The following is a 25,003-nucleotide window of genomic DNA, read 5'->3' on the forward strand; positions in this document are numbered from 1 at the left end:
CCGTGTGGTGTCGATCGGGAATTGAGGCTTTTTAGTGGTGGAGCGGGTGTGTTTGGCCCGTCTCATTTCAGTCGAGTGGTAAGTGGCAATTTTTGCCGGGGGTTCTTATGAGTATGTACGAGCAAGAGTTGGTTAAGCTCAAAAGTGGACCGGATGCAGACAGCACGATCGAACAAGATCGCGCCTTTGCAGACATCCAGTCGAAGCTGCGACAGAAGCTGACCGAAATGAGCGCCAACCGGCGTCTGCTGATCGGGGATGTATTCGCATCCGCCGGAGCCGTGGCCGTGGCCGTCGTTCTGGCCAATGGTGGCATTGTTCCTGAACAGTTCGGGTCCGTTCTGTTGCCGTTGGTGGTGATGACTTGCCTGGTGGCACTGGCGGTTTTGCCGCTTTCCGGCATCTACAAACGCCACACGCGGTCGACTTCGCTGCGCGATGTCACGTTGATCGTCCGGGCTGCGGGTCTGTCTGTTGTATTGCTGGCATTGCTGGGCGCTGCCCTGCCGGTTACCGCGCAAGTGCCGCTGGCGGTCTATGTCATTCAGTTCCTGCTGCTGGTGCCCGCCTTTGGTACCCTACGCGTTCTGGCGCGCAGCACCGAGTTGACGAGCGATCCGGCGCGCCGTTGCCCGGATGCGTCCAACGGGAAAATCCCGGTTATTCTGGTCGGTACCGGCGCCAGCTGCGACCTGTTCGTGCGGTCTCTGCGCAATCAGGAGTCCAAGTATGAACCCGTCGGCATCATCGATGATGCGCGGAACACGCAAGGCCTGTATTTCCACGATGTGAAGATCATCGGGTCGCTGTTGGATGCAGACGCCGTTATCGAACGTCTGAAGTATTATGACCAACTGCCGCAGCGCGTTCTGTTGACCGAGCCTGTTACCCATTTTGAAAGTGATGGCATTCGCAAGCTGACCCGTTGGGCTGAAGCCAACAGCATTCCGGTGTCGCGTCTGGCGGGACTTGAAGAACTTGGCACCGAGAGCAACGGCATCCGGACCGTAAATCCCGAAGACATCCTGGACCGTCCGCAGAAAGCGGTCGAACGGTCGATGCTGCGCGAGATGTTCAAGGGCCGCCGCGTCCTGATCACCGGCGCCGGAGGGTCGATCGGTAGCGAGCTGACACGCCAGATCGCCTCGTTTGAGCCGGCCGAGCTGGTGATGATCGAGAACACGGAATACAACGCCTATTCCATCGACATGGATCTGGGTCAAAACTTCCCGGATGTCGCACGCCGGATCTACGTGGCCGACATTCGCAATGCGTCCCGCGTGAACGCGATCTTTGAACGTCACCGCCCCGAGTTGGTCTTCAATGCTGCTGCGCTGAAGCATGTGCCGATGGTTGAGCTGAACCCTTGCGAAGGCGTTCTGACCAACGTGATCGGAACCCGGAATGTTGCGGACGCGGCCCGCAATGTGGGTGCAATCGCCATGGTGCAGGTCTCGACGGACAAGGCCGTGAACAGCACCAGCGTCATGGGCGCCACCAAGCGCGTGGCCGAGTTCTACGTTCAGGCGCAGGACCGCGTGACCAACGAGACCGACGAGAAAACCCGGTTCTTTTCGGTTCGGTTCGGTAACGTGCTGGGGTCGTCCGGTTCGCTGATCCCGCTGTTCCAGCGCCAGATCTCGGAAGGTGGCCCGCTGACGGTGACTGATCCGAAAATGGAGCGGTACTTCATGACCATCCGTGAAGCCGTGCAGCTGACGCTGGTTGCCGCCGCGCGGGGTCTGAACCTTGAAGACAGCCACGGCGAGATTTTCGTTCTGGATATGGGTCGGCCGGTCAAGATCGTGGACCTGGCCGAGCGTATGATCCGTCTGGCCGGCCTCGAGCCCTATCAGGACATCGACATCAAATTCATCGGTATCCGTCAGGGTGAAAAGCTGTACGAAGAGCTGTTCGACGTGACCGAAGAGCGTCGCGAAAGCGGTATTCCTGGCGTTTCCTCGGCAATTCCCGAAGGCGTCTCTGCCGCGCGTTTGCGGGCGCTGATCCTCAAGCTGGAACAGGCTGCTCAGGACGGCAATGATCTTGGGGTCAAAAAGCTGCTCAAGGATCTGGTGCCGGGTTATGGTGCAAACGGTCTGCGCCCGATCGATGGCAAAGAGCTGGCCGCGCGCACCGGCAAGCCGCAGATCAAACCTGTGCCGACGCCCAAGCGGATTGCAAACTTCGCACCGCAGAAAAATCTGGAGACGATCAACGCCGGTCGCTAAAATTTGTCAAAAGTACATTTAAGTGAGCGGCATTTTCAGCCGCGGGTTACGATTTCAGAAGGGCTCTTCGGAGCATATCGTTGATGTTTATTTGCGACCTTGGCGGTTTACGGCAACCTGCAGATTTTGGCGGGCCCGTCCGAACTGGCAAAGCGAGAGGGATATGACGGCTGAGGCCGAACATATGCGTGACCGGGCCGTTTCTCAGGCCGGGTCTGGTCGTCGTCGCGCGGCCCTGTGGCTCTTGTTTGGGGGGCTGCTGGCCGTGATGTTGGCGGCTCTGTTCGGCCGGATCATGTCGTTTGGTTTGCGTCGGGACGAACTGATGTTCGTGGCACCGGCAGAATTGTTGGGCCAATGGCGCCTGTACCAGGACTTCTTCTACAATCACGTTCCGGATTCGGCGTGGTATTTCCGCGGTCTCTATTTGATCACGGGTCAGGAGGGTCTGCTGGGCTCAGCGCGCCTTGGTGTGTTTCTTGGCTGGATTGCGTTGATCGGCGGTACCGGTTGGGTGACCTGGCGCCTGTCCGGATCGGCTCTGCTTGCGGCATTCTTCATCATGGTCTTGATGGTTGACGGAACACTTCTGGCCCAGGCCGGAATGGCCGCCAGCAACAACCTGCTACCATTGCCCTTCGTCGTATGGGGTGTCGGGGGTTTTCTGCTGGAAACCCAGCGCGACCATCCGCGGCCAGTTGTTTTTGTACTGATTGGAGTCTGCCTGTCGATCGCCGCGGGGATGAAAGTCAGCGCGGTGGTTTTCATTCCGCCCGTCGCGATTGCCACTTTTCTGATGCCGGGGCATATGGCGTTTGCAGAACGTGTTCGACGGGTGACCCTGCCGATGCTGGCGGGTGGGCTGCTGGGGGCCTTGCCGCTGTTCTGGTACATGGCCGTTGATCCCGCGGTTTTCATCGCGCATGTCCTCAAGTTCCATACGGGTCCGCACGTGGCCTACTGGCAGGCCAACGCCGCCTCTGAACCCGATCTGGCTCTGGGCCTTGGGGGCAAAGTTCAGTTGGCCTATTCGGTCTGGTTGGGTGGAGCGGCACTGGTTTGCCTCTTCGTTGTTGCCTATCTGACAGTTTTGGCCAGATCGGGCGGCATGCTGCTCTCCGAGCTCGGCGCGGTTCTGTTGGTTTTGGTTCTGATCGCCGTGACAGCCTCGTTCAGCTTTGTACCTTCGCCCGGGTTTCCGCAGTACTACATTCAGCCCTTGGTCATGATCCCTCTGCTGGGCGCATTGGTCTTCCGAAAGGTCGGGTCAGAGCAGCGCTCGCAGGTCACCCCGGTCCTTGCGGCCGGTTTCGTTCTGCTGGCAGTGCTTGGCGCGCCGCGCCTCGTTCCTGGTCTGGCAGCAGTGAGCGATCCCAGCGGCTTCACGACCACCCGAGTGGCGCAGGGTGCCGAGGCTTTGAAGACCGCACTTGCCGAGAGTGCCCATCCGGACGGACCCGTAGCGACGATCATGCCGATCTATCCGCTTGAAGCGCAACTGCCGGTCTATCCCGAACTGTCTACTGGCCCCTTTGCCTATCGGATCGCGCCTTACACGGAACCTGACTTGGCCGCGAAATACGTGATGGCAGATGCGGCCGGGTTGCAGGCAGTGTTTGATTCCAATCCTCCCTCCGCTTTCCTGCTGGGATATGATCCGGCTCTTGAGCAGCCATTGTTGCGCTATGCGGAAACAAACGGCTACCAGCCCGTGGAAATTTCGGGATTGGGCAACCGCTACGGGCAAGGTGTGGTATACTTGAAGCCATCGGGAGCAACGGAATGAGCCCAATTCGATCCGCGGTCTCTGGTGGTCGGTTCGTCAAGCGGCCGGTGTGAGGCCCACGCAGACATGCAGATTTTAGTAACAAGTATTTTGAGGGAGTGGCACGAATGAAAACGATACTGCTTGCTGGCGGTCTGGGGTCTCGGCTGGCCGAGGAAACAGTCTCGATCCCCAAGCCGATGGTCGAAATCGGCGGCCGGCCGATCATCGCGCGCGTCATGGATATCTACAGCCATTTCGGGCACCGCGATTTCGTCGTAGCCGCCGGATACAAGGCGCTTTTGCTCAAGCAGTTCTTCGCGAATTACCACCTCATCGCCAACAATATCTCGGTCGCTCTGGATACGGGCGAGCTCAAGCTGGTGCCTTCGGCGCCCGGCGGTTGGAACGTATCGGTGGTCGATACCGGGGCTCATACCATGACAAGCGGGCGCATCCGGCGTCTGAAGGAATGGCTGGATCCGGGCGAAACCTTCATGTGCACCTATTCCGATGGCCTGGGGAACATCGACATCAACGCGCTGATCGATTTTCACAAGTCGCACGGCAAGCTGGCGACTGTCACGGCGGTTCAGCCGCCCGCGCGTTTCGGCAACATCGAGTTGAAGGGCGACCGCGTGGACGCGTTCACCGAAAAGGTGCGCCGCCGCGAAACCTGGATCAACGGCGGGTATTTCGTGTTCGAGCCGGGGGTCATGGATTACATGGTCGACGATATGGAGCCGCTGGAACAGTCACCGCTGTCTCAGATGGCCCGCGACGGTGAACTGATGGCCTATCGCCACGAGGGTTTCTGGCATCCGATGGATACGATCCGTGACCGCAACGCGTTGGGGGCACTTTGCGAGGATGATACCCCGCCTTGGCTGCAATTTGATGCCAAGCCCTCCTCTGATTACCCCGCCATAGCGATCTGAGGAACCAATGACTGGTCAGTCCGATCAGATCTTCGGCGGTCAATTCACCGGCCGCCGGGTGCTTGTGACAGGGCATAGCGGGTTCAAGGGCGGGTGGATTTCGACCTGGCTGAACCGGCTGGGTGCGCAGGTCACAGGCATTGCCTTGCCGCCCGAGCCCGGGCCTTCCTTCTATCAGGCGTGCGGACTTGATCGGACCATGGACAGCCGCTTTGCCGATATCCGCGATCCGGCGGCCTTGGCACGGGCGACCGAGGGTCTGGATCCCGAAGTGGTGTTTCACATGGCTGCGCAACCTCTGGTGCGCAGATCCTACCGCGAACCGGCCGAGACATTTGCGACCAATGTCCAAGGTACGGTCAACGTTCTGGAGGCCGTGCGTCGAATGCCATCGCTGAAGGCCGTTGTCGTGATCACCAGCGACAAGTGTTATGACAATCGGGAATGGCTGTGGGGTTATCGCGAAAACGACCCTTTGGGCGGCAAGGATCCGTACAGTGCCTCCAAGGCGGCAACCGAGCTTGTGGCCCAGTCCTATGCGCATTCTTTCTTTTCTGACGCGAATGGCCCTCAGCTTTCGACGGTTCGGGCGGGCAATGTCTTTGGCGGAGGAGACTGGGGCGAAGACCGGTTGATACCGGACATCATTCGAGCCTGGCATGATGGCCAGCCGGTGACCATCAGAAACCCGGACAGCGTTCGGCCATGGCAGCATGTGCTGGAGCCGGTCGCAGGGTATTTGCTGCTGGCCCAGAAGACTCTGAGCGACGGACAGCGTTTTGCCGGGGCATGGAATTTCGGGCCAAACGTTTCGGGCACCGTCAACGTCCGGGATCTGGCGGATATGATGTGGCGCGCCTGGGGGGCAGGCGCGCCCGGGTTCCGGTTCCCGGATGAGTCCGCAACGGCGCCCCACGAAGCTGGCATACTTCGGTTGGACAGCACCAAGGCGCAGACCTGTTTGGGCTGGCGGCCTCGGCTTGAACTGTCTCAAGCCGTTGAACTGACAACCGACTGGTACAAGGCACACGCGGCGGGCGACGACATGGGTAAGGTCACCCAATCGCAGATCGCCGCATACCAAGACCTCATGTCCGTCACGGGTTGCGACCAAACCGGGCTGGCCGCGCAGTAGATTTTCAGGAGATTATTTGATGAGAGTGAATTACGGACAGACAGTCCACGGCCAGGAAGAGATCGACGCTGTCGTCGAGGTTCTGAAAACATCCACCCAAATGGGACCCAAAGTCCGGGAGATGCAGCAGAAAGTCGCTGCACTGTTTTCGAAGGCACATGGGATCATGGTCAATTCCGGGTCCTCGGCGAACTATCTGGCCGTCGAAATCCTGGATCTTCCCAAAGGATCCGAGGTGATCACCCCGGCTCTGACGTTTGCCACCACGGTCGCTCCGCTGGTTCGGCAAGGGCTTGTGCCCGCATTCGTTGATGCGGCCGAGGGAGCCTACAACATAGATGTCGAACAGATCGAGCGGATGATATCGCCCAAAACCTCGGCGATGATGATCCCCTCGTTAATCGGCAACCTCCCGGACTGGCGTCGGATCCGGGAACTGGCCGACGCACATGGCCTGAAGGTCATCGAAGACAGCGCCGATACATTGGGTGCCACGATCGACGGTACCAGCACGGGCGTCTGGTCGGATGTTTCGACCACCAGCTTCTACGGCAGCCATGTCATCAACGGCGCAGGAAATGGTGGAATGCTGTGCGTCAACGATGACGAGTTGGCACGCAAGGCATTGCTGATGCGGTCGTGGGGCCGCAGCTCGTCGCTGTTCGTCGAATCCGAGGCCATCGAGAACCGCTTCAACGTTCAGCTGGATGGGATCGAATATGATGCCAAGTTCCTGTTTGAGGCGCTCGGCTACAATCTTGAACCGTCCGAGATCAGCGCTGCTTTCGGCTTGGTGCAACTGGGCAAGCTTGAGAACAATATTCGGGTCCGCGAGGAAGCCTTTGCTGCGCATCGCGCGTTCTTTGCGCAATATGAGGAATGGTTCATTCTGCCCGAACAGCTGCCGGGCGCACGCACCGGATGGCTGGCGTTCCCGCTGACTCTGCGAGAAGGCGCTCCATTTACCCGTCGCGAGATGCAGATTTTCCTGGAGAAGGCGGACATCCAGACCCGGCCGGTCTTTACCGGCAACATTTTGCGCCAGCCGGCCATGAAAGATGTTGAGTATCGTGCGGATACCGCAGGTTATCCCGTGTCCGATGCCGTGATGCGCGGCGGCATTCTGTTGGCATGCCATCACGGGCTGACTCAGGCTCATATCGACTATATGCATGAAAAGACGCAGGAATTCCTCAAGCCGTATATAACCGGGATGCCGCGCAAGGCGTCTTGATCTGAGGCCTTCCAGTGGCCGCTTTCCGTCTGCGGTTGGTGGGTGCGGAGTGATCGGTGTTGGCGCAACTATCCCAATGGTCCCAAATTCCATAGTATCGAAGGGACCGGCCAGGGCGCAGGATTGAAACTGATGACAACTGATCATGATACGGGTGACCCGCAAAGCGCGGTTTTCACCAATCCGGCCCAGAACATGGCCGGCGGCGGTTTGTCATGACGAGGCGCGTTCTGATCACCGGTGCCGGAGGGTTCATCGGACAGCATCTGCTCCGAGCCTGTATGGACAGGGGGGATCAGGTCGTGGCCGTGGTCCGACCCGGATTCCTCTCTGATGGAATGCCCGATGTGGAATTGCAGCGTGTCGACCTGAGCGACAAGGATGCTTTGCGCCGCGTGTTTGACACGTCCCGGCCAGAGGTTGTGTTTCATGCGGCGGCAAACACCCGGGCTGTAGCGCGGCCCGGCCTCAAAGATGCCGAAGCCAGCGTGAGCGACAATCTTGTGCCATTGATGGCTGTTTTGGGCGCCGCTGCGACCTGCGACGCACCGCCGGATGTATTCATCCGTCTTGGAACCATTGCCGAATACGGTGAGGTTCCTTCTCCCTACACTGAAACCCAATGCGAAATGCCGCGCGACAGCTATGGGGCATCTATGCTGGCAGGGACCAAGTACTTGACCATGCTTCGGCCGCGCCTGCCATTCACGGCTATGACGGCACGGCTTTCGCTGACTTATGGTCCGGGTCAGACCGGGCCCCAGTTGGTCCCGTATCTGATCCGCACGTTGCTGAACGGGGATGCCGCGCGCATCGGACGCCCCGATGATATCCGGGATTTTCTGCATGTCGGCGATGCCGTGCGTGCCCTTCTGATGTTGGCCGATGCACCGCGGGTTGACGTTCCGCTGGTGAATGTCAGTACCGGAGTGGCTACTCGAGTCCGTGACGCGGCCGCGATCCTGGCTGAGCTGACCGGTTCCGGACCCGGTCAGCTCGACTATGCCGACCCGCCAAGTGAGCCGATGCACCTGGTCAACGATCCCGGACTTATCCATTCCCTTTATCCCTGGACCGCGCGGATCGGGTTGGAGGACGGCCTGCGGGATACAGTCGATTGGGCCATCTCTTTGGATGCGCGGAAGAACATGGCAGGACAAAACGCATGACGGTCATTTCCATTCTGATCCCCGCCTACAACGAGGAAGACAACGTCCGTATGGCCTATGAGCGCGTGCTGGCGGTGTTCGACAAACTGGATGGGTACGAGCCTGAAATCATCTTCACCGACAACCATTCCGAGGATCGGACGTTTGAAATCCTGTCCGAAATCGCGGGGGAGGATCCTCGGGTCCGTGTGATCCGCTTTGCGCGGAACATGGGGTACCAGGCTTCGGTTCTGACAGCATACAGGTCGGCGACCGGGGCCTGCGCGGTGCAGCTCGATTGCGATATGCAGGACCCGCCCGAGTTGATCCCTCAGATGTTGGATCTGTGGCGGCAGGGGAATCATGTCGTCTATGGTATTCGCCGCAGCCTGCCCGATGGCCCTGTCGTTGCCGCTGCACGGCGGGGGTTCTATGCACTGATCGACATGATCAGCAACGATAATCTGCCGCGAAACGCGGGTGAGTTTCGTCTGACTGACAGGCGGATATTGGACGAATTGCGCCGGGTTGATGACCGCTCGCCCTATGTTCGTGGACTGATCAGCGGCATGGGGTTTTCGCAGGTCGGATTCGAATATGATCGCGCGGCCCGGACAGCGGGTGAATCCAAGTTTCCGGTCCGGGCGATGTTGGCGCTGGCTGTGGACGGGTTGATCAACCATTCCCTGCTCCCGCTGCGCCTGGCTTCGCTGATCAGCCTTACAGTAGGGCTGTCGATGTTCCTGTTGATGATCGGCTACCTTGTCGGCAAGCTGTTCTTTGGCCAGGATTGGCCCGCAGGTTTTGCAACCACGACAATCCTGCTGCTCTTGTCGATGACCCTGAATGCGATGTTCCTTGGCATCCTTGGGGAATATGTCGGCCGGATTTTTCTGCAGGCCAAAAACCTTAACCAGCCCGTGGTCGAAACCGAGTTGAATGGCCCGGTGGAACAACTGAACACGTCGGGGAAACAGAACCGTGCCGACAGCACGCAAATGGTGGAGCGGGCGCAGTGAAGATACTGATCGTTCAGGGTGGGTTCGGAGCTGGCGGTGCCGAAAAGATCGTCTCGGTTCTTGCAGCCCATCGGATCGGCCTTGGCGATCAGGTCTCGGTTGCGGGCATGACCATGCCCGAGGACGGGTCGTATTTTTCTTTCCCTGACGGCGTCAGCCTGCTGGTAGCCGAAGGCGGAAACGACGGGTTCAGGGGGCTGAAACAGCTGGCCCGCCTGCGCCGGATTCGTCGCTTCATCCGGGACGAGAACCCCGACGTGGTGGTATCCTTTCTGACTAAAATCAACGTCCTGACGCTCGCTGCAGCCCTGGGGCGGGATGTTCCGGTGATCGTTTCAGAGCGGAACAACCCGATCGTGCAAAACGCCAACCCTGTCTGGCGCCACGCTCAAAACATCCTTGGACATCGAGCCAGCACCGTGGTCATGCAGACTGAGCGGGTGCGCCAGGACCTGCCGCCATCATTGCGGAGCAAGGCGCGGGTCATTCCAAATCCCTGTGCGCCAATCGATGGTGCAGCCACGCTCCTTGGCTCGGGTGGCAATCGGCTGGTCGCGGTGGGGCGATTGGATCCGCAAAAGGGGTTCGATCTGTTGATCGACGCAATGTCGGAAATCATCCAGAACAACCCGGACGCGCGCCTGACGATTTTCGGGGAAGGCCCGGAACGTGCCGCGCTCGAGGCGCAGAGGGACCGGTTGGGTCTGCAGGACGTCATCTCCCTGCCGGGCGCAAGCGACACACCCGGAGCGTGGATGGATGGCGCAGACATACTGGTGTTTTCCTCCCGCTTCGAGGGGTTTCCCAATGTGGTGGCAGAGGCGACCGTCGCAGGCTTGCCGGTTGTGTCTTTTGATTGCCCCTACGGACCACGAGAATTGATCCGACACGGTGAGAATGGATTGCTTGTTGCGCCTGAAGACACGGAGGAACTGGCCCGCGCAGTGCTGCAGCTGAGCGACGATCCGGAATTGCTGGACAAGATGCGTCAAGGATACCAACACAACAGGGACTGGCTGGCTCCCGGCAGTATTCTTGAGAAATGGGACCGGATCATTGCCGATGCCGTTCATCGCAGGGTTGGAGCGGGGGTCGAACATGGCCATAGCAGCTGCCGCCGGGAGAGTTGAACCAAACCAGGCGGGCCGCAGCGCCTGCTCTGCCATCAGGAGTTGGCATTGTTGCAAAAGTTGAAACCGCAGGTCTCCCTCCCCACGCGGGCGCGACCACGGATCGTGGTTGTCGCCAATCTGACTGCGTCTTTGCTGAATTTTCGCTATGACCTGCTGAAGGAGTTGTCGGAGCGGGCTGAGGTCGTCGCCTGCGGTCCCGAGCGCCATGAAGCGACGGAAACTGCGCTCGCAGAAATCGGTGTGGAGTTCGTGCAGTTTCCGCTGTCACGTGCCGGGATGAACCCGGTTGAGGACATGCGCACGCTGCGTGCTCTTGTGCGCGTTTTCAAGGAATTCAAACCCGACATTGTCTTTGCCTACACCATGAAGCCAATCATCTATGGTTGCCTGGCTGCAAAATGGGCGGGAGTGGACCGGATCTATGCCATGAACACCGGGTTGGGCTATGTCTACAGCACCCATGGCCTGACTTTTCGGAGGCGTGCGGTTCGCGCTGTGTCATCGGTTCTGTATCGTATTGCGCTGAAAGGTGTGGACGAGGTGCTGGTCTACAACCGCGCAGATGCCGAAGAGTTCCGAGAAAGGCGCCTTGTTGCACCAGATGCCAAGCTCAGCATCGTGCCCGGGTCTGGTGTAAATCTGGATCGCTACGGATTTACCGATCCGCCAGCTGGGCCGCCTGTATTTCTGATGATCTCGCGCCTGCTGCGCGAGAAGGGCGTGTTTGATTTCGTTCAGGCTGCCCGTTTACTGAAAGAAACGCACCCCCAAGCAAGATGCCAATTGCTTGGTCCGATGGACGCCAACCCGGATTCCATCGGCCAACGCGAGATCGACGAATGGACGCGCGAAGGCGTGATCGAATACTTGGGAGAAACTTCGGACGTCCGGCCCTATTTGGCAGCGTGTTCGGTCTTCGTGCTGCCGTCGGCCTACCGCGAGGGGATACCGCGCACGATCCTCGAGGCGATGTCGTCGGGGCGGGCTATCATCACGTCGGATGCGCCGGGTTGCGCTGATCCGGTCATCAGCGGCGAGACTGGTTACGTCGTGCCGGTCCGGAACCCCGAGGCCCTGAGCCGCGCCATGGCCTCGTTTGTCGAGAGTCCTGATCTGGTGGAACGAATGGGTCAGGCATCGCGGAAACGTGCCGAGGATTCGTTCGATGTCCGTCGGATCAATGCGATCCTTCTCGGCAAGATGGGATTTTCGACCAAAACCCGGGATGATGAGGCAAATTGAGGGGTGGTGGCTCCGCCAAGCATTTGTTATTTAATGATAAACGGGAATATTTGAAAGAATTTGCATAAACTACGGGAAACCCCTAATTCCCAGGCCGCCTGAGACTGGCTAACCTTATTTTAACAACGAAATTCGACCGGTGGGGCCGTTGGCCCGACCACTCACTCGACAAATGACCAGCATATGGGGTGCTGGTCATTTTGTTTTTTGGGGGCAGAAAAGCGCAGTTCAGACTGCGGTTGTGGTCGAAGGCAGCTGATACCCGAACTGACCTAAATCGAGGCCAGTCAAGGATTGGAGTTCAGCGTTGGACTCAGCAAAGGCACCGTCAAATCGGGACTGAATTCTGCCGACCAGCCGGTTTTTGAGCATCTGATCCAGCTTGTCGGGAAAGATGCGCCCGATCGGTCGGCTCAATTTTCCGAATCTGCGCGTAGCATTCGGAAATGGCAACAATGCGCCCTTGCTCAGTTGGTTGTCGCTGAGTGTGAAATTAACAAATCGCTGCAGAATCTGAAAACACTCCGATCTCTTCTCGTTAGTGACTTCAAATTCGCGCTTCTTGTGCTCGACGCCGACGAAATTGCACAGGGTTTCCACAAAAGAATCCGGCTCGGAAATGAACTGTTCGTAGGCCAATCCAAGCACACGATCCTTGCCGAACTTGTCCTGGTAGAACTTGAACAAGCGGTGGTACCGGTAGAACTCCTCCGAGAACATCGGCGCACGTCGCAAGTTCGGTTCAGGTTCGGACAGATATGTCTTGAGCGATCCGTGGCCGCCATCGGTGATGTACTGGCTGTACATCGACAGGATCGACGACAACTGCTCGCGGAATACGACCAAGATGTAGGCGTCGGGAAACGTGCGTTGCAGACGGTCGGCAATGATGGTGCTGTCGAACCCGCCGCTGGCCGGGTAACCAGAGAATCTCTCGTGAGAGAACACCGGAACCTGCCCGCTATCCTGCGATTTTTTCAGGAAACTCTCGTACATCTCGCGAGTTTCTGCGGGATCATAGGTCATCGGCTGCGGCAGTACGATCCGGTTTGAAAGAATGTATTTGCGATCGCCATGCGGAGTCGCGAACGGTGCGTCCGGCGCCGAGAACAGCTGCTGTTGCAGGGACGACGTAGCGGTTTTGTGATAGCCGATATGGACAAGAACGGGTGCACGGGTCATGACGGGGTATTCAACCTTCGGACCGGGTATTTTCAGTCTGGCTCCGGGCGCGGTCGGCATCCGACCCGGACCGGTTGGCACCCCGACAGGTGCTCCGAACAAGAATTGGTTTCTGTCGCAACTTCAAAAGCCCTTTCAACAATCAGTACTGGATTCAATCGGCAAACTGCGCTTTCGTAAAACGATATAATCCAAGACAACTAAATGATAGAAACGGAAACAACCGGAAACATGACTTAACCCGCCACAAATTTTGGAAACGTATTGAATTGTACCGAGTGCATGGGTGAATTGATGACCCGCTTCCTGAACGCCGCGTGGATAGTGCCGCGTGGTTTCGCGTGAACCGATGAGTGAGCCAAGCTCGAAGCCGCTGTTGAAGCGGCTGGCCAAGAACATGTCATGGATGTTCTTGTCGCAGATTTTGGTTGGTCTGTTCGGTTTGGCCAGCCTCATCTTTACGGCTCGCGCAATCGGGCCGGCTGCGGTTGGGATTCTGGCGCTGGTGGACGCGTACATTCAGGTGATGGACAGGTTGTTCCGGCTCGAGCCATGGCAGGCAACCATCAAGTACGGCAGCGAGGCTCTGATCGAAGAGGATCCGAACAGATTCCGACAATTGATCAAGATGTCTGTGGTGACCGATTGCCTTGGCGGGCTGCTGGCTGGTTCGGTGGCGATAATGCTGGCGCCAAAGCTTGCTCCGTTCATCGGGCTGTCTGAACCTGAAGGCGCGTCCTATATCACGCTTGTTGCCTTTGGGTTGTTTCTATCGCTCCGACCAACCGGCATTGGAGTTCTTCGAATTTTCGACCGGTTCGACGTGCTGGCGATCTCGGACATGGTAATCGCCGGCCTTCGGCTTGTCGGAGTCATCATCGCCTTTCTGCTGGACTTGGGGATCTGGGCATTTGTGGCTCTGTTGCTGATGCATCAGATCCTGACCGGGCTGGTTGCGTTCTTTCTGGCACTGGCCGAATTGAAAAAACGCAACTTGCACAGGTTTTTGTCCCAGCCGCTGCGGCGGGCTTTTGCCCATAACCCCGGGTATCTGCGGTTCCTTTGGAATTCGAATTTCAACGTAATCCTGCGACAATCGACTCAGCGGCTGGACATACTTGTCGTCGGCGCCCTGCTGGACGTGACATCGGTGGGCTTCTATCAGGTGGGCAAGCGCATCATGGCCAATGTTGTTCGGATTGGCGGCCCCGTCAGGCAAGTCCTGTACCCCGAGATGACCCGCCTATGGGCCGTCGGCGATTTCGGCCGGTTCTGGCGTCTTGTACGGCTGGTGTCGCTCTCGGTTTGCGGGGTGTCGATCCTGGTCTCCATTCCGTTGGCGCTGAAGATGCCAGAGTTGGCCGTTCTGCTGTTCGGGCCAGAGTTCCGTGGCGCAGCGCCCGTCATGACGATCTTGATGTATGCCGCGATCGTGTATCTGGGGGGCTTGGTGTTGAACCCCGCCTTGCTGAGCATGGGGCTGGACAGCGCACTTGTGCGCACGACGATTGTTGCGACGGTGATCTTTACGGCCTCATTTCTGCCGTTGCTGTATTGGATGGGGATCGAGGGGATTGCCCTGGCCCATTTGTTGTTCAATGTGATCTGGACGGTGGGCTGCATATTCGCCATCCGGTCTTATCTGGCCAGAAAACACGAAACATGATGGGTTGGTGATCTTCCGGCCCTGTCCCTAAATTCCTTGAGTCACGAGTGTTTTGAGACCATCCATGCCAAGACGTATTCTATTTCCCTTCGAAGGTGACACCGTTATTGGCGGCAGTCACGTGTCAGCCTTGAAACTTGCGGCGGCGTTGGACCGGTCGAAGTATGTGCCCCATATCCTGGTCCACTACGAGGCCGGCCCGGCGGCGGAGTATGCCCGATCGCTGGGATTGGACGTCGAAATCCTGCACGATCCCAGCCTGATGTCTCCGGGCGGGCTCAGCTATCCGCGCGATTGTGGCCCGGGGCGATACCTGACTTCTAGCGCATGGAGGCTGGCAAGTGTCCTAAAGCGCATCGATGCCGACATCGTTCACACAAACGAAGGTCGGATGCATGCCAACTGGGTGCTGCCGGCCCGTCTGGCGGGCAGGAAACACATCTGGCACCATCGGCAGGATCCGACCGCGTTCGGGATCAACAAACTGGCGCCGCTAATTTCCGACCACATTATCAGCGTTTCGCATTTTTCGAAGCCAAGCAACCCGGTGCGGTCGGTCGACAAGAAGTTCACCGTGATCCGCAGCCCATTTGATTTCAACCCTGACCCACCGGATAGGTCCGAAGCCCGAGCAGCCGTAATCGCCGAGATGGGATTGCCCGATGACGCGCTGCTTCTCGGGTATTTCGGAAACTTCGTCACGCGCAAGCGTCCCGACCATTTTGTAAGGGTCATCGCGGCTGTGCAAAATGCGATGCCCGACACTCCGGTGCATGGTCTTCTGTTCGGCAGCGCGGCCGAGCGGGACGAACCGTTGCGCCAGACCTGCCTTCGCATCGCAAATGAGGCGGGGACCAGCGAGCATATCCATATGATGGGTTTCCGACAGCCGATCGATGGGTACATGGCTGCAATGGATGCCAATCTGGTGACCGCTCTGGACGAACCGTTTGGCCGTACGTTGATCGAAGCGATGTATTTGGGAACTCCAGTCATCGCGACCCGTCACGGCGGCAACATCGAAGCGATCACGGACTGGGAAACCGGTGTGCTGGTCGACCCCGACGATCCTCAGGCATTCGTGGAACCTGTGCGCAAGTTGCATCAGGACAGAGCGTTGTTCGAGGAGATTTCACAAGCGTCAAAGAACTATGCCCGTGCAAATTTCGGCTTGGATATTCATGTGAACGGGGTTTGCGAGATCTATGATCGGTTGCTCGCTTGATAGCTTGTTCGGTCAACAGCGCGGGTTGTCGAATGTGTAATAGGTATTGCCCGCGACGAATCCATCCAACCCGACCTGGCGGGCATAATGTGCCAGATCCCGAGTTGTATTAATGAAGCCGGAGTTCTTGAAATTGAGCGAGGTGTTGCAGAGCACGCCCACCCCCGACACCGCCTTGAACGCGGCCAGAAGGTCGTAAAAATAGGGGTTCTGGTTGCGGTTGACCGTCTGTACCCGCGCCGAACCGTCGACATGGGTTACTGCGGCCAGGTCCGGATTGGTAACGCGGTAAAAGTCCATCATGTATGGCGAGGGCGCGCTGATGTCGAAGTGCAGTGCAGCATCCTCTTCCAGGCAAGACGGCGCCACTGGACTGTTGCTGGCCCGTCCCTTGATCCGGTTCAGTCGCGTACGTGTCTCCGGGGAAAACGGCGCGGCCAGGATCGACCGGTTTCCCAAAGCGCGCGGCCCAATCTCGCAATTGCCGCGGGTCCAGCCAATGATCTTTCCGTCCAGCAGGTCTTTGGCGATCGTGTTTAGGTTCAGTTCGGTTGCGGTCATACCCTGCGTGTCGATGCGGTCGTCGCAGAAGGACTGGCCGGAATAGACCGACCATTCCAGTTTGGCTTGGCCGGTATAGTGGCGCATCGCGTCCACGGCGGTTCCAATGGCACATCCCGAGTCGCCGGTCGTCGGCGGTACGAAGACCTCACGGAAGAGCCCGCTTTGCTTCCACGCGGTATTCCAGTGTCCATTCAGGCCACACCCGCCGGCGATCAGCAGCGGATGCTTTTCAGGCAGGTTCTGTTCCGCATAGTCGCGAAACATCTGGAATATCGCTTTGGACAGTTTGGTGGCCATGTTCTTCAGCTTTTGGCTGTCCGTTCCAATGTTGAAGAAGGGTGAAGTCACAAAATCGCTTTTGCGAAGTGCGTCGCCGCCCAGGTCCGAGGAAAGCAACCGGTTGATCAGTTCCGTCTCATCCGCATCTGGTGGACCGTCTTCGCCAAATGCGCAGGCTGCCATCAGGCGGCCGGGATCCTGTGGCCGGGGTGAGTTGCCCGTGACCGGAAAGTCGGGGTCGGCGAGGGCATTGAGAAACGCAAAGCGTGTGCCCGGGGCCGTCATCACCTGCCCTCGGTGATGAATGGTCAGGTCGCTGTCGATCTCGTAGAAATCTCCCAATGCGCCTTCCCACAGAAGTACATAACAGGGCTCGCCCTGACGAAAGGGGGACATGGCATAGCTGCACCAGATATGCGCCCGTTCGTGAGTTGAAGAGTAATAATCGACCGACTTGCCAAAAAAGGTTCGTTTGCCAGCTGTTTCAGACCCCGCGCCGATACCGAAGTATCCGGCCCCCGAAGTTGTAACGTGGTCGGCCCCGTTGCTTGACCACCCGCTGAGGGCCAGGACATCCGGCAAATCCTTGAACCATAGACCCGCGTCAATGAACGTGTCAGGCGTAACCGGCGTATACCGGGGGAAGCTGTTCTTTTCCGCCTCGTAGGAAAACTGCAGACGCCCGTCAGTGCTGTCGACACCTGCAACTGTGCCGTCATGTCCGGATTTGAAAGACAGGATTTTCATGAATAGCCCTTCCCTCGACAAGTCACGGTCCAAAGACCAGGTGTCTCGCAAACAGATGTGACAGTCCGTCGGGTCAAAAATGACGGGGCGCTGACGGATCGAATTAACCGCAAATCCATTCCACGAATACCAAAACAAATGCCACGATTAAGCCTAGCAGAAGCTCGGTGTTTGGGGGAACCCAAGTTCGTAACCGGCTGCCGCCGGGCTTAACGCAGTGGCTATTCGTGAACGAAAGAGCACTTTTGGCGCGATTGTTCACTGAGTGGGTGTTGCGTACCCTGCGCAGTGCCCGGCACCAGACCGGTGCAACAGGCTGACAAGTCCGGTGAATCACACTTGCATGGCTTCCGGTTGGCCGTGAAAGGCTGAGATTTGATCGAGCAGCACCTTCATCCGGGTTGCACCTACCAGCCTCTGACCGTTAACGTGGCCGCGTTATCAGGCAAGTTTTTTGGCCAAGGGTGTTTTAGGTTATGTCAGTAATTTTGGGTTTAGCTACAATGAGCAACAGCGCCGCTGCGCTGTTCAAGGACGGCAAGCTGGTTGCCGCAATCGAAGAAGAGCGGCTGACGCGGGTCAAGAATGACGGGGCATTTCCCCATCAGGCGATCGCCGAAGTTCTGCGCATTGCTGGGCTGAAGTTCTCGGACATCGACGAGGTTGCGGTCTATTGGCAGCCTTGGCGTATGGTCGGCCGAGGTATGGGCACGATGCGCAAGATTTTGCAGCGCCCCTCAGCCGCAAAAAGCGTAACGGCGCGGATCGGGGCACTGTTCGTGTCAGATGCCTCGTCGGACGAGTCACAGGACAGCGGCTGGATGGACCTGTTCCGCATCCGCAAGATCCTGACGGCTGTGCATGGTCCGGCCGATTTCAAGTTGCACTACATCAACCACCATCTGACCCATCAATTGTACGCCGAAGCGATGCGTGACTGGGACAGCTTCGTTTCCCTGTCCTATGACGGTGGAGGCGAGGAAAGCTCGACCATCGTGTCAGTTGTGCGGAACGGCAAGCGGGAAGGTCTGGCGGATCATCGCTGGCCGAACTCGCTGGGTCATTTCTACTCGACCTTCACCGGTTTTCTTGGCTTCAAGATGCTGGAAGGCGAATACAAGATGATGGGCTTGGCTCCGTATGGCAAACCCATCTATCGCGACGCCATCCTGCGCGAAATTCTGATCCTGGACGATGACGGCGGTTACCGCGTGAACACCGCGCTGTGCGACTATCACTCAGCCCTGCGCGGCGAGTTCCATCCACGTATGGAAGAACTGTTCGGCACCCGGCGCGAGCCCGGCACCGCGCCGAACGAACGCCACGTGGACCTGGCGGCATCCGTGCAAGCCGCGTTCGAGGCAGCCCTGCACCATATTCTGGAGCCGGTCCGCAAAGCCAATCCGGACCTGCGCAAATTGGTAGTTTCTGGCGGCTGCGCGCTAAATGTCACGGCGAATGGAACGCTGATCGCGGACGGCACGTTTGACGAGGTCATCATTCCACCGGCCCCACATGATGCTGGCTGTGCAGTTGGCGCAGCGCTGGCCTGCATTCCGAGCGAGCAGGTCGATCTGCCCTCGGTCCGCAGCCCATATCAGGGTGCCGATTGGGCAGATGCCGACATCACCGCTGCCTTGGATCAGTATTGTGCGGAACCGCAGCAGGCCTTGCCTGTTGACCAGTTCCTGGACCGTGTGTCCGACCTGCTGGCCGAAGGCAAGATCATCGCTTGGTTCCAGGGGCGGGCAGAGTTTGGCCCGCGTGCTCTGGGTGCCCGATCCTTCCTTGCAGACCCACGCAAGGACAGCATTCGCGACGATCTGAACGTCAAGATCAAGAAACGCGAGCATTTCCGGCCCTTTGCGCCCAGCGTTGCGGAGGAGGCGGCCTCGACCTTTTTCGAGATCGATCAGACCAGCCCCTACATGAACATCGTTGCTCGTGTGCGTGGCGATCGGGCGGCAGACATCCCGGCAATCACCCATACTGACCAGACGGCACGCGTACATACGGTGTCGCAGTCGGCGAACCCGCTGTACCACGCCTTGTTGACGCGGTTCGGTGAAAAGACCGGAGTGCCCGTGTTGTTGAATACCTCGTTCAATATCCAGGAGCCCATCGTCTATTCGCCTCTGGATGCTTGCGCGACATTTGCCGCATCGGGAGTGGATGCGTTGGTGATCGGTGACTATGTCGTGCTGCGCGAAGCGCTGAAGGATGACAGCGCCCGGGCCCAAGCTGTCGCGTGACCCGGCTGTTTCTCAGCGTCGATTTCGAAGACTTTGCGCATGATCTGAAACGCCTTCTGGGGGTCTGGGAAACCGGGCCCCTCAGAGTTGAAGAGCTGTGGCAAAGCTTTGAAACCATTGATGGCTTCCTTCGCTCACATGACGGATCTACCGGTGGCCCCGCAACGTTCTTCTGCACGGGAGTCGTAGCACGCGATGCGCCTGATCTGGTGGCCGAAATCGCAAGGCGGGGCCACGAGGTTGCTTGCCACTACTATTTTCATGACAGCATGGACCTGCAGTCTGCGGAGACCATAGACCGTATGCTGGGTCAGGCGCGGCAAGCTTTGGAGGAGGCCGGGAACACACCAGTTCGAGGGTTTCGCGCCCCGCGCTTTCGATTGAACCGCGCAACGCCTGAACAGTACCGCCTGATTGAACGCCATTTCGACTACGACTGTTCGTCATTCTTCGCCTCGGCGCAGGAATGTGATCGGTTTTCCCGGGAAATGGGGCTGACCACGCTCCGGATCTTGCCGTTGTTCATGACGCCATTGGCGGTCAAGGGGCCGATGGTGCGTCTGGGAGGTAGCTATCTGAAGTTCATGACTTCGGATCTGGCGGGGAAACTGATCGAACGGTCTGAACAGGCCGGCATCCCGCCGCAAGTCTATCTGCATCCCTACGAGATCGTGGAACCTCGGTCATTCATGGTTTCACGGGACGAGCTCGCGGCCTTGGGATCTGCCAAAGCCGCTTACTGGGCGTTGCGGCAGTCTCAGTGGCTGAACTTTGGCGGCGCGCGACTTTTGCGCAAGGTCGAGGGTTTGATCCCCGCAGGCGGCCTTGCGGGTCGGCTGGATCAGTTAATCGGAGAATAAGAAAGGGGCCGGTCAGTCGACCAGCCCCAGTCATTCGCGGAACCGAGGGATCAGTTCGACGCGGCCATCAGTTTGTCGTTGTGCTCGCGCAGCGAGTCCGAAACGATCGCGTACCATTCGCCGGATTCACGCATTTCGTTGAGGCCCTTGTTCAGCATGGCCAGGTACTGCTTGCCGAACGGGTTCGAACGGTGTGCGATGAAACGCAGCGACGACAGCGAGGTCACGAAGGGGTTCTCGATCAGGTCGTTCTGGTTCAGGCCCATTTCAACCATGGTGTCCGAGAACAGTTGGACCTCGAAGGTTGCAACATCTGCAGTGCCGGTCAGCACGGCATCCAGACATTCCCGCGCGGTGATCGGCTGCATCAAGGTGATGGTGTCGCCATTGATCAGACCTTGCTGTTCCAGATCGTGGATGAACCAGCCGTCCATGCGGCAGATGGTCGACCCTTTCAGCTCGTCAAAGGTGGTCGCGTTGGCAAACTGGCTTTCGGGCAGGGTGTAGAAACCGACCACGATGTCATAGACTGGGACCGACGAGTCGAACTGCGTGCAGCGCACCTCGGTTTCCCAGGACCATTCGTAGCTGCGGTTGGTGCAGTCCGGCATGTTCCATGCCATCGACACGTCGAACGCGCCCAGCGGCAGCAGGGTTTCCAGGTGCGAATTCCAGTCGTCAACAAAGCTAACTGAATAGTCGCGGGCGTTGCCGCCCCGCTGCAACGAGGTGGTTGCCAGACGCGGGATGATGCCACCGCCATTCAGCGATTCATCTGCGAAGGGCGCCCAGCCGTTACCGGTGACCAGTTTGATCGGCGGCTCATAGACGCTCGAGCGTTTCACGCTTGCAGCGCGCTGTTCTTCCGCGGCGATGATTTCCTGCGCGCTGCGGCCATTCGGCAGGCTGCCGTCTTCACAGGGCAGGGCCAGAACGATGCCCGGCTCAAGCGAGTTCGGGTTGGTGATGACGTTGCGGTTTGCGTTGAAGATCGGCTGGTAGTTCGATGTGCCGTAGGCCGCGATGGCGATGGTTGCCATCGTGTCACCGTCCTGAACCGTATAGTTGGTACAGGCCTCCTGAGCGGCGGCGGCGCCGGCGCTGAGGGCGGTTACTGCGGTGGCTGCCGCCACCAGTTTCTTCAGATTGATTTCAAACATGTCCACTTCCTCCAGACTTTTGTTTTGTCAGACCTTGCCGGCCCTTATCCGTTTTCCATTTGGTACCGCAGGGCGGTCGAGACGATGTCGCGCCATTCGCCCGATTGCTGCATGATCGCCAGACCCTGATTGAGCGTCTCGAGGATCGCTTCCCCATCCGGATTGTCCTTGTGGGTCATGACGTTGAGCGACTTGATCGCCGCCAGGTTGGGGTTTTCGATGATCTTGTGTTCATAACCCAGCCGACCGATCGCCTCGACGGCCAGATGCGCTTCGATGGCGACCAGGTCAGCCCGCCCGTCCATGACTGCGTGGAAACACTCGTCCGGATCGACGGGGCGCAAGATGGTGATCGCAGGCTCATAAAGACCTACAGCGTCCATGTGCGAGGTTGACCAGCCCTCGGGGCGGCAGATCGTGGTGCCGACGAATTCCGCGTAGCTGAGCGAGGTTTCGTAGCCTGAACCATCCTTGGCGAAGAACGTGTCGACCACTTCGTAGAACGGGTTCGAGAAGTTGTAGGTCTCGCACCGGTTCCGGTCGCTCTCCGAAAGTGCCTCGGCTTCTTCGCAATTCGGGCGCGACCAAGGGAACGTGGCATCGAAGGCCAGGGTGGGCATCAGCAGGTCCAGATGCGACGACCAGTCGTTCACGAACTGGATCTTGTAGGCCTGTTCCGGCGCCGCCCGCAGCATCGCGGTTTCGACTAGGTTCGTGTACAGACCGCGATTGGGCAGGGCTTCGTCCGTAAACGGCGCGTAGTTGCCCCCGGTGATCAGCAGCAACTGCCGGTCGCGGATCTCGGGGCGGGTGCCGTCACCGGCGTTGCGGATCAACGCGGCACCTTCTGCGCGGGCGGCCTCGATTTCCTTCTTCGCAGCGGCCTTGGCTTCGATGACAGCCTTGTCGCTGGCCTGCTGGGCCTCCGCAACGCGGGCTTCGGCCTCGGCGATGGCCTTGGCGGCACGTTCTTCCGCGGCCTTGACCAGTTCGGCTGCCATCTCGGCGGCCATGCGCTCGGCCTCGGTTTCCGGTTCAGGCGCGGCGCGGCCGACATCCTCGAGGCAGGGGAAGGTCAGAACGTCGCCGACGCGGATGATGTTGGGGTTGGACCCGATCGTGTCGCGGTTGGCGTCGTAGATGATGCGATAGTCTTCGGTCGCATAGACCTTGATGGCCAGTTCACGCAGGCTGTCGCCGCGCTGGATCTCGTAGGTCGAGCATGCCTCTTGCGCCGAGGCTGCCCCCGTTGCTGACGCTAGGGCAATGCTGGATATGATCAGGTGTGTTCTCATGGGTCCTGTTGCTTTGCTTTTGTTATTGTCGGGCCGTTTTGATGACGGCGATTGAAATGTTGTCCTGATCCGGATCACCCTTGGCGATCAGTGCCTTGAGGAGGCTGTCGGCGATGTCCTGGGAGAGGGCCGAAGCGTTGTCCTGAAGGATGGACTGGATGTCGTGGTTGCCCAGATATTGCAGCCCGTCACTGCCGAGGATGAGGAGGTCATCGGTCGTCAGTTCCAGCGCGTCTTCGGGGCAGTCTACCTTGGGGATCGCCGCGCCCATGATGACCGAGGTCAGCTGGTTGCGGTCGGGATGGGACTGCGCTTCGGCTTCGGACAGCTCCCCTCGGGTTACCTGTGCGTCGATGATCGGGGCCATCGAATGATCTTCGTTGATCTGAGACAGAACGCCGTCGCGGAACAGGTACAAAGGGCTGTCGCCGATCGAGATCCAGAACACTTTGTTGCCCAGCAGCAGAACTCCCAGCAGGGTCGAGCCCATGTTGAAGCCTTGGTGCTGGTCGTCGCCATACCCCGCCACGGCCGCGTTGGCCTGCATTGCGGCCATGGGCAGCGCATCCAGCAGCGTATTCTCGGTCAATTCCGGAGTCTCCAGAACTGCGTCGAGCACTTCGCACCAGGACTTGACCACCAGATCCGAGGCCACTTCGCCCGCGGCATGACCACCCATGCCGTCTGCCACCACGACATAACCGGCGTTGGCGGCGTCAAAGACCCGCGAGGCAACCGCGTCTTCCTGCGTGTCGCGCTGACCCTGATCCAGGATCAGTGCAATGTCATATGCCGGAGTAGCCAGCATCCGTTATGCGTCCCGCCAGTCGAAGTTTTCGTCACAGAAGGCCACGAACCGCAGCGATGTTTCGCTGATGCGGATCAGGTCGCCGCTGGACAGCGGCACGGTGCTGAGGACGGGTTTGCCGTTCAGGCGCACAAGGTTTGCCTTGCCGCCATGGCCCAGATAGCATTTGCGGTCTTCGGGGTCATAAGCAATGACGGCGTGGTTCGACCGTGAAATCCCGGTGTCGCCAAAATCCAATTGGATCGCCTGGTCATCGTTGCGGCCAATCTGCATCAGCCCTTCGGTCAGCGTGATGCTGGACCCCCGCCCGGGGCCACTGGTTACTGCCAGCCAACCGACCGGGAATGTCGCGCCTGCGGTTTCGGTCTTGGCCACCGGCTCGGCTGTTTCGATCAGTTCCTGCACATGTGTGTCAGGGCGCTCGAACCCGAGGAAGGTGGTCTTGACGCGCGACCGACGATCCGAGGCCGGCGCTTCGGCGACTTCCGGGGCGGCTTCGGGTTCTTCGGGCTCGGTGGCCACAGGTTCGGCATCTGCCGCTGCTTCGTCCGGGGCAGTTTCGATTGCAATGGGTTCCGGCAACTCGAACGGGGTCGGCGCCGAGGCCTCTTCCTCTTGGACTTCCTCCAGATCGGGTTCGGCAGTTTCGGCCATGACCGACTGGATGGTCTCTTCTTCTTCTTCGGTTGCCGCAACGTGCAGCGTCACGACCTGTTCGGCTTCTTCCGGCGCTTCAGGCGCGGCTTCGGCTGTTTCTTCGCTTTCTGTTGCCTCTTCCACCGTCTGTTCGGTCTCGGCGAAATCGGGCATCTTCTCTTCCGGAATCAGCTCGTCGGTTTCCTCGTAGCTGTCCGTGCTCAGGTTTCCACCAGCCAGTGCCTGGCGCAGTGCATTGAAGTCCGCAATCGGCTCGGCCTTGTCGGTCGTTTCGACTTCGGGTTCCGACCCTTCGGCTTCTTTGGCTTTGCCGGCACCCTCGAGAAGCCGGCTGAGTGGGCTTTTGTATTTGAACATGGTGTCGACACCTTTTGACTACTTGCACGGGCTTAGGTGACCCGTGGGGCTGCTACGAACCTCTGCGCATGGCGCAGCGGCACTGATGAAGTTGGAAACCTGAAAC

At 58.9% G+C, this 25,003-nt stretch carries 19 protein-coding genes; 13 read left to right on the forward strand and 6 right to left on the reverse strand.

Annotation, left to right across the window (positions count from 1 at the left end; translation table 11 throughout):
• Positions 1 to 107 precede the first annotated feature (107 nt).
• The 9 genes from ACR0LD_RS17195 to ACR0LD_RS17235 all read left to right on the forward strand — a co-directional run bounded on the left by ACR0LD_RS17195 (position 108) and on the right by ACR0LD_RS17235 (position 11,845).
• A complete protein-coding gene (locus ACR0LD_RS17195) occupies positions 108 to 2,231 on the forward strand; it encodes a polysaccharide biosynthesis protein (RefSeq protein WP_170359604.1) in 2,124 nt (707 codons plus the stop codon).
• 163 nt (positions 2,232 to 2,394) lie between these two features.
• On the forward strand, positions 2,395 to 4,017 hold the full coding sequence (locus ACR0LD_RS17200; RefSeq protein ID WP_480638187.1) for a hypothetical protein: 1,623 nt from the start codon (positions 2,395 to 2,397) through the stop codon (positions 4,015 to 4,017).
• A gap of 107 nt (positions 4,018 to 4,124) precedes the next feature.
• Positions 4,125 to 4,934, forward strand: coding sequence for a glucose-1-phosphate cytidylyltransferase (gene rfbF, locus ACR0LD_RS17205; RefSeq protein ID WP_170367222.1), 810 nt, complete (start codon positions 4,125 to 4,127; stop codon positions 4,932 to 4,934).
• A 7-nt stretch (positions 4,935 to 4,941) separates the two neighbouring features.
• A complete protein-coding gene (gene rfbG / locus ACR0LD_RS17210) occupies positions 4,942 to 6,069 on the forward strand; it encodes a CDP-glucose 4,6-dehydratase (protein WP_480638189.1) in 1,128 nt (375 codons plus the stop codon).
• 19 nt (positions 6,070 to 6,088) lie between these two features.
• Positions 6,089 to 7,303: a DegT/DnrJ/EryC1/StrS family aminotransferase gene (locus ACR0LD_RS17215; protein ID WP_480638191.1), complete on the forward strand. Its 1,215-nt coding sequence runs from the start codon at positions 6,089 to 6,091 to the stop codon at positions 7,301 to 7,303.
• A 215-nt stretch (positions 7,304 to 7,518) separates the two neighbouring features.
• Complete coding sequence (locus ACR0LD_RS17220; RefSeq protein ID WP_480638193.1) at positions 7,519 to 8,472, forward strand: NAD-dependent epimerase/dehydratase family protein; 954 nt, start codon at positions 7,519 to 7,521, stop codon at positions 8,470 to 8,472.
• Entirely contained in the window at positions 8,469 to 9,470 is a 1,002-nt protein-coding gene (locus ACR0LD_RS17225) for a glycosyltransferase family 2 protein (RefSeq protein WP_480638194.1), read from the forward strand. Before ACR0LD_RS17220 ends, ACR0LD_RS17225 begins: the two co-directional genes overlap by 4 nt.
• A complete protein-coding gene (locus tag ACR0LD_RS17230; protein ID WP_480638196.1) occupies positions 9,467 to 10,600 on the forward strand; it encodes a glycosyltransferase family 4 protein in 1,134 nt (377 codons plus the stop codon). Before ACR0LD_RS17225 ends, ACR0LD_RS17230 begins: the two co-directional genes overlap by 4 nt.
• A 51-nt stretch (positions 10,601 to 10,651) precedes the next feature.
• Entirely contained in the window at positions 10,652 to 11,845 is a 1,194-nt protein-coding gene (locus ACR0LD_RS17235; RefSeq protein WP_217353973.1) for a glycosyltransferase family 4 protein, read from the forward strand.
• Positions 11,846 to 12,073: 228 nt separating this feature from the next.
• Here ACR0LD_RS17235 and ACR0LD_RS17240 read toward each other — a convergent pair whose 3' ends face one another.
• Complete coding sequence (locus tag ACR0LD_RS17240) at positions 12,074 to 13,087, reverse strand: sulfotransferase (RefSeq protein WP_170367227.1); 1,014 nt, start codon at positions 13,085 to 13,087, stop codon at positions 12,074 to 12,076.
• A 289-nt stretch (positions 13,088 to 13,376) separates the two neighbouring features.
• Between ACR0LD_RS17240 and ACR0LD_RS17245 the strand changes: the two genes are divergently transcribed.
• Together ACR0LD_RS17245 and ACR0LD_RS17250 are read left to right on the forward strand one after the other, a co-directional pair.
• A complete protein-coding gene (locus tag ACR0LD_RS17245) occupies positions 13,377 to 14,693 on the forward strand; it encodes a lipopolysaccharide biosynthesis protein (RefSeq protein WP_170341656.1) in 1,317 nt (438 codons plus the stop codon).
• A gap of 64 nt (positions 14,694 to 14,757) precedes the next feature.
• Entirely contained in the window at positions 14,758 to 15,918 is a 1,161-nt protein-coding gene (locus ACR0LD_RS17250; RefSeq protein ID WP_480638199.1) for a glycosyltransferase family 4 protein, read from the forward strand.
• Positions 15,919 to 15,930: 12 nt separating this feature from the next.
• Here ACR0LD_RS17250 and ACR0LD_RS17255 read toward each other — a convergent pair whose 3' ends face one another.
• The gene (locus ACR0LD_RS17255) at positions 15,931 to 17,508 is read right to left on the reverse strand and encodes a carbamoyltransferase C-terminal domain-containing protein (RefSeq protein ID WP_480638201.1); all 1,578 of its coding nucleotides are present in this window, start codon (positions 17,506 to 17,508) and stop codon (positions 15,931 to 15,933) included.
• 476 nt (positions 17,509 to 17,984) lie between these two features.
• Here ACR0LD_RS17255 and ACR0LD_RS17260 point away from each other — a divergent pair, with 476 nt between their 5' ends.
• Both ACR0LD_RS17260 and ACR0LD_RS17265 read left to right on the forward strand, forming a co-directional pair.
• Complete coding sequence (locus ACR0LD_RS17260) at positions 17,985 to 19,760, forward strand: carbamoyltransferase family protein (RefSeq protein WP_480638203.1); 1,776 nt, start codon at positions 17,985 to 17,987, stop codon at positions 19,758 to 19,760.
• Positions 19,757 to 20,620, forward strand: a complete 864-nt coding sequence (locus ACR0LD_RS17265) for a polysaccharide deacetylase family protein (protein ID WP_480638204.1) — start codon at positions 19,757 to 19,759, stop codon at positions 20,618 to 20,620. The genes ACR0LD_RS17260 and ACR0LD_RS17265 overlap by 4 nt, the downstream gene beginning before the upstream one ends.
• 50 nt (positions 20,621 to 20,670) lie before the next feature.
• On the opposite strand, the gene ACR0LD_RS17270 is transcribed toward ACR0LD_RS17265, so the two are convergent.
• Genes ACR0LD_RS17270 through ACR0LD_RS17285 form a run of 4 tightly spaced genes read right to left on the reverse strand, consistent with a single transcriptional unit; the run spans position 20,671 to position 24,897 of the window.
• Complete coding sequence (locus ACR0LD_RS17270; protein WP_170341645.1) at positions 20,671 to 21,780, reverse strand: transporter substrate-binding domain-containing protein; 1,110 nt, start codon at positions 21,778 to 21,780, stop codon at positions 20,671 to 20,673.
• A 44-nt stretch (positions 21,781 to 21,824) separates the two neighbouring features.
• The gene (locus tag ACR0LD_RS17275) at positions 21,825 to 23,075 is read right to left on the reverse strand and encodes a transporter substrate-binding domain-containing protein (protein WP_170441278.1); all 1,251 of its coding nucleotides are present in this window, start codon (positions 23,073 to 23,075) and stop codon (positions 21,825 to 21,827) included.
• Between the two features lie 22 nt (positions 23,076 to 23,097).
• Positions 23,098 to 23,883, reverse strand: coding sequence for a PP2C family protein-serine/threonine phosphatase (locus tag ACR0LD_RS17280; RefSeq protein ID WP_480638206.1), 786 nt, complete (start codon positions 23,881 to 23,883; stop codon positions 23,098 to 23,100).
• Positions 23,884 to 23,886: 3 nt separating this feature from the next.
• The gene (locus ACR0LD_RS17285) at positions 23,887 to 24,897 is read right to left on the reverse strand and encodes an FHA domain-containing protein (protein ID WP_480638208.1); all 1,011 of its coding nucleotides are present in this window, start codon (positions 24,895 to 24,897) and stop codon (positions 23,887 to 23,889) included.
• Between the last annotated feature and the right edge of the window lie 106 nt (positions 24,898 to 25,003).

The sequence above is a fragment of the Ruegeria sp. BF8 genome, assembly GCF_056538625.1.

Coding starts and splice junctions, on each gene's coding strand:
- ACR0LD_RS17285 (WP_480638208.1), bottom strand. CDS start 24,897: ATGTTCAAATACAAAAGCCCACTCAGCCGGCTTCTCGAGGGTGCCGGC.
- ACR0LD_RS17255 (WP_480638201.1), bottom strand. CDS start 17,508: ATGAAAATCCTGTCTTTCAAATCCGGACATGACGGCACAGTTGCAGGT.
- rfbF (WP_170367222.1), top strand. CDS start 4,125: ATGAAAACGATACTGCTTGCTGGCGGTCTGGGGTCTCGGCTGGCCGAG.
- ACR0LD_RS17195 (WP_170359604.1), top strand. CDS start 108: ATGAGTATGTACGAGCAAGAGTTGGTTAAGCTCAAAAGTGGACCGGAT.
- ACR0LD_RS17280 (WP_480638206.1), bottom strand. CDS start 23,883: ATGCTGGCTACTCCGGCATATGACATTGCACTGATCCTGGATCAGGGT.
- ACR0LD_RS17250 (WP_480638199.1), top strand. CDS start 14,758: ATGCCAAGACGTATTCTATTTCCCTTCGAAGGTGACACCGTTATTGGC.
- rfbG (WP_480638189.1), top strand. CDS start 4,942: ATGACTGGTCAGTCCGATCAGATCTTCGGCGGTCAATTCACCGGCCGC.
- ACR0LD_RS17240 (WP_170367227.1), bottom strand. CDS start 13,087: ATGCCGACCGCGCCCGGAGCCAGACTGAAAATACCCGGTCCGAAGGTT.
- ACR0LD_RS17220 (WP_480638193.1), top strand. CDS start 7,519: ATGACGAGGCGCGTTCTGATCACCGGTGCCGGAGGGTTCATCGGACAG.
- ACR0LD_RS17225 (WP_480638194.1), top strand. CDS start 8,469: ATGACGGTCATTTCCATTCTGATCCCCGCCTACAACGAGGAAGACAAC.
- ACR0LD_RS17215 (WP_480638191.1), top strand. CDS start 6,089: ATGAGAGTGAATTACGGACAGACAGTCCACGGCCAGGAAGAGATCGAC.
- ACR0LD_RS17275 (WP_170441278.1), bottom strand. CDS start 23,075: ATGAGAACACACCTGATCATATCCAGCATTGCCCTAGCGTCAGCAACG.
- ACR0LD_RS17200 (WP_480638187.1), top strand. CDS start 2,395: ATGACGGCTGAGGCCGAACATATGCGTGACCGGGCCGTTTCTCAGGCC.
- ACR0LD_RS17270 (WP_170341645.1), bottom strand. CDS start 21,780: ATGTTTGAAATCAATCTGAAGAAACTGGTGGCGGCAGCCACCGCAGTA.
- ACR0LD_RS17260 (WP_480638203.1), top strand. CDS start 17,985: ATGTCAGTAATTTTGGGTTTAGCTACAATGAGCAACAGCGCCGCTGCG.
- ACR0LD_RS17245 (WP_170341656.1), top strand. CDS start 13,377: ATGAGTGAGCCAAGCTCGAAGCCGCTGTTGAAGCGGCTGGCCAAGAAC.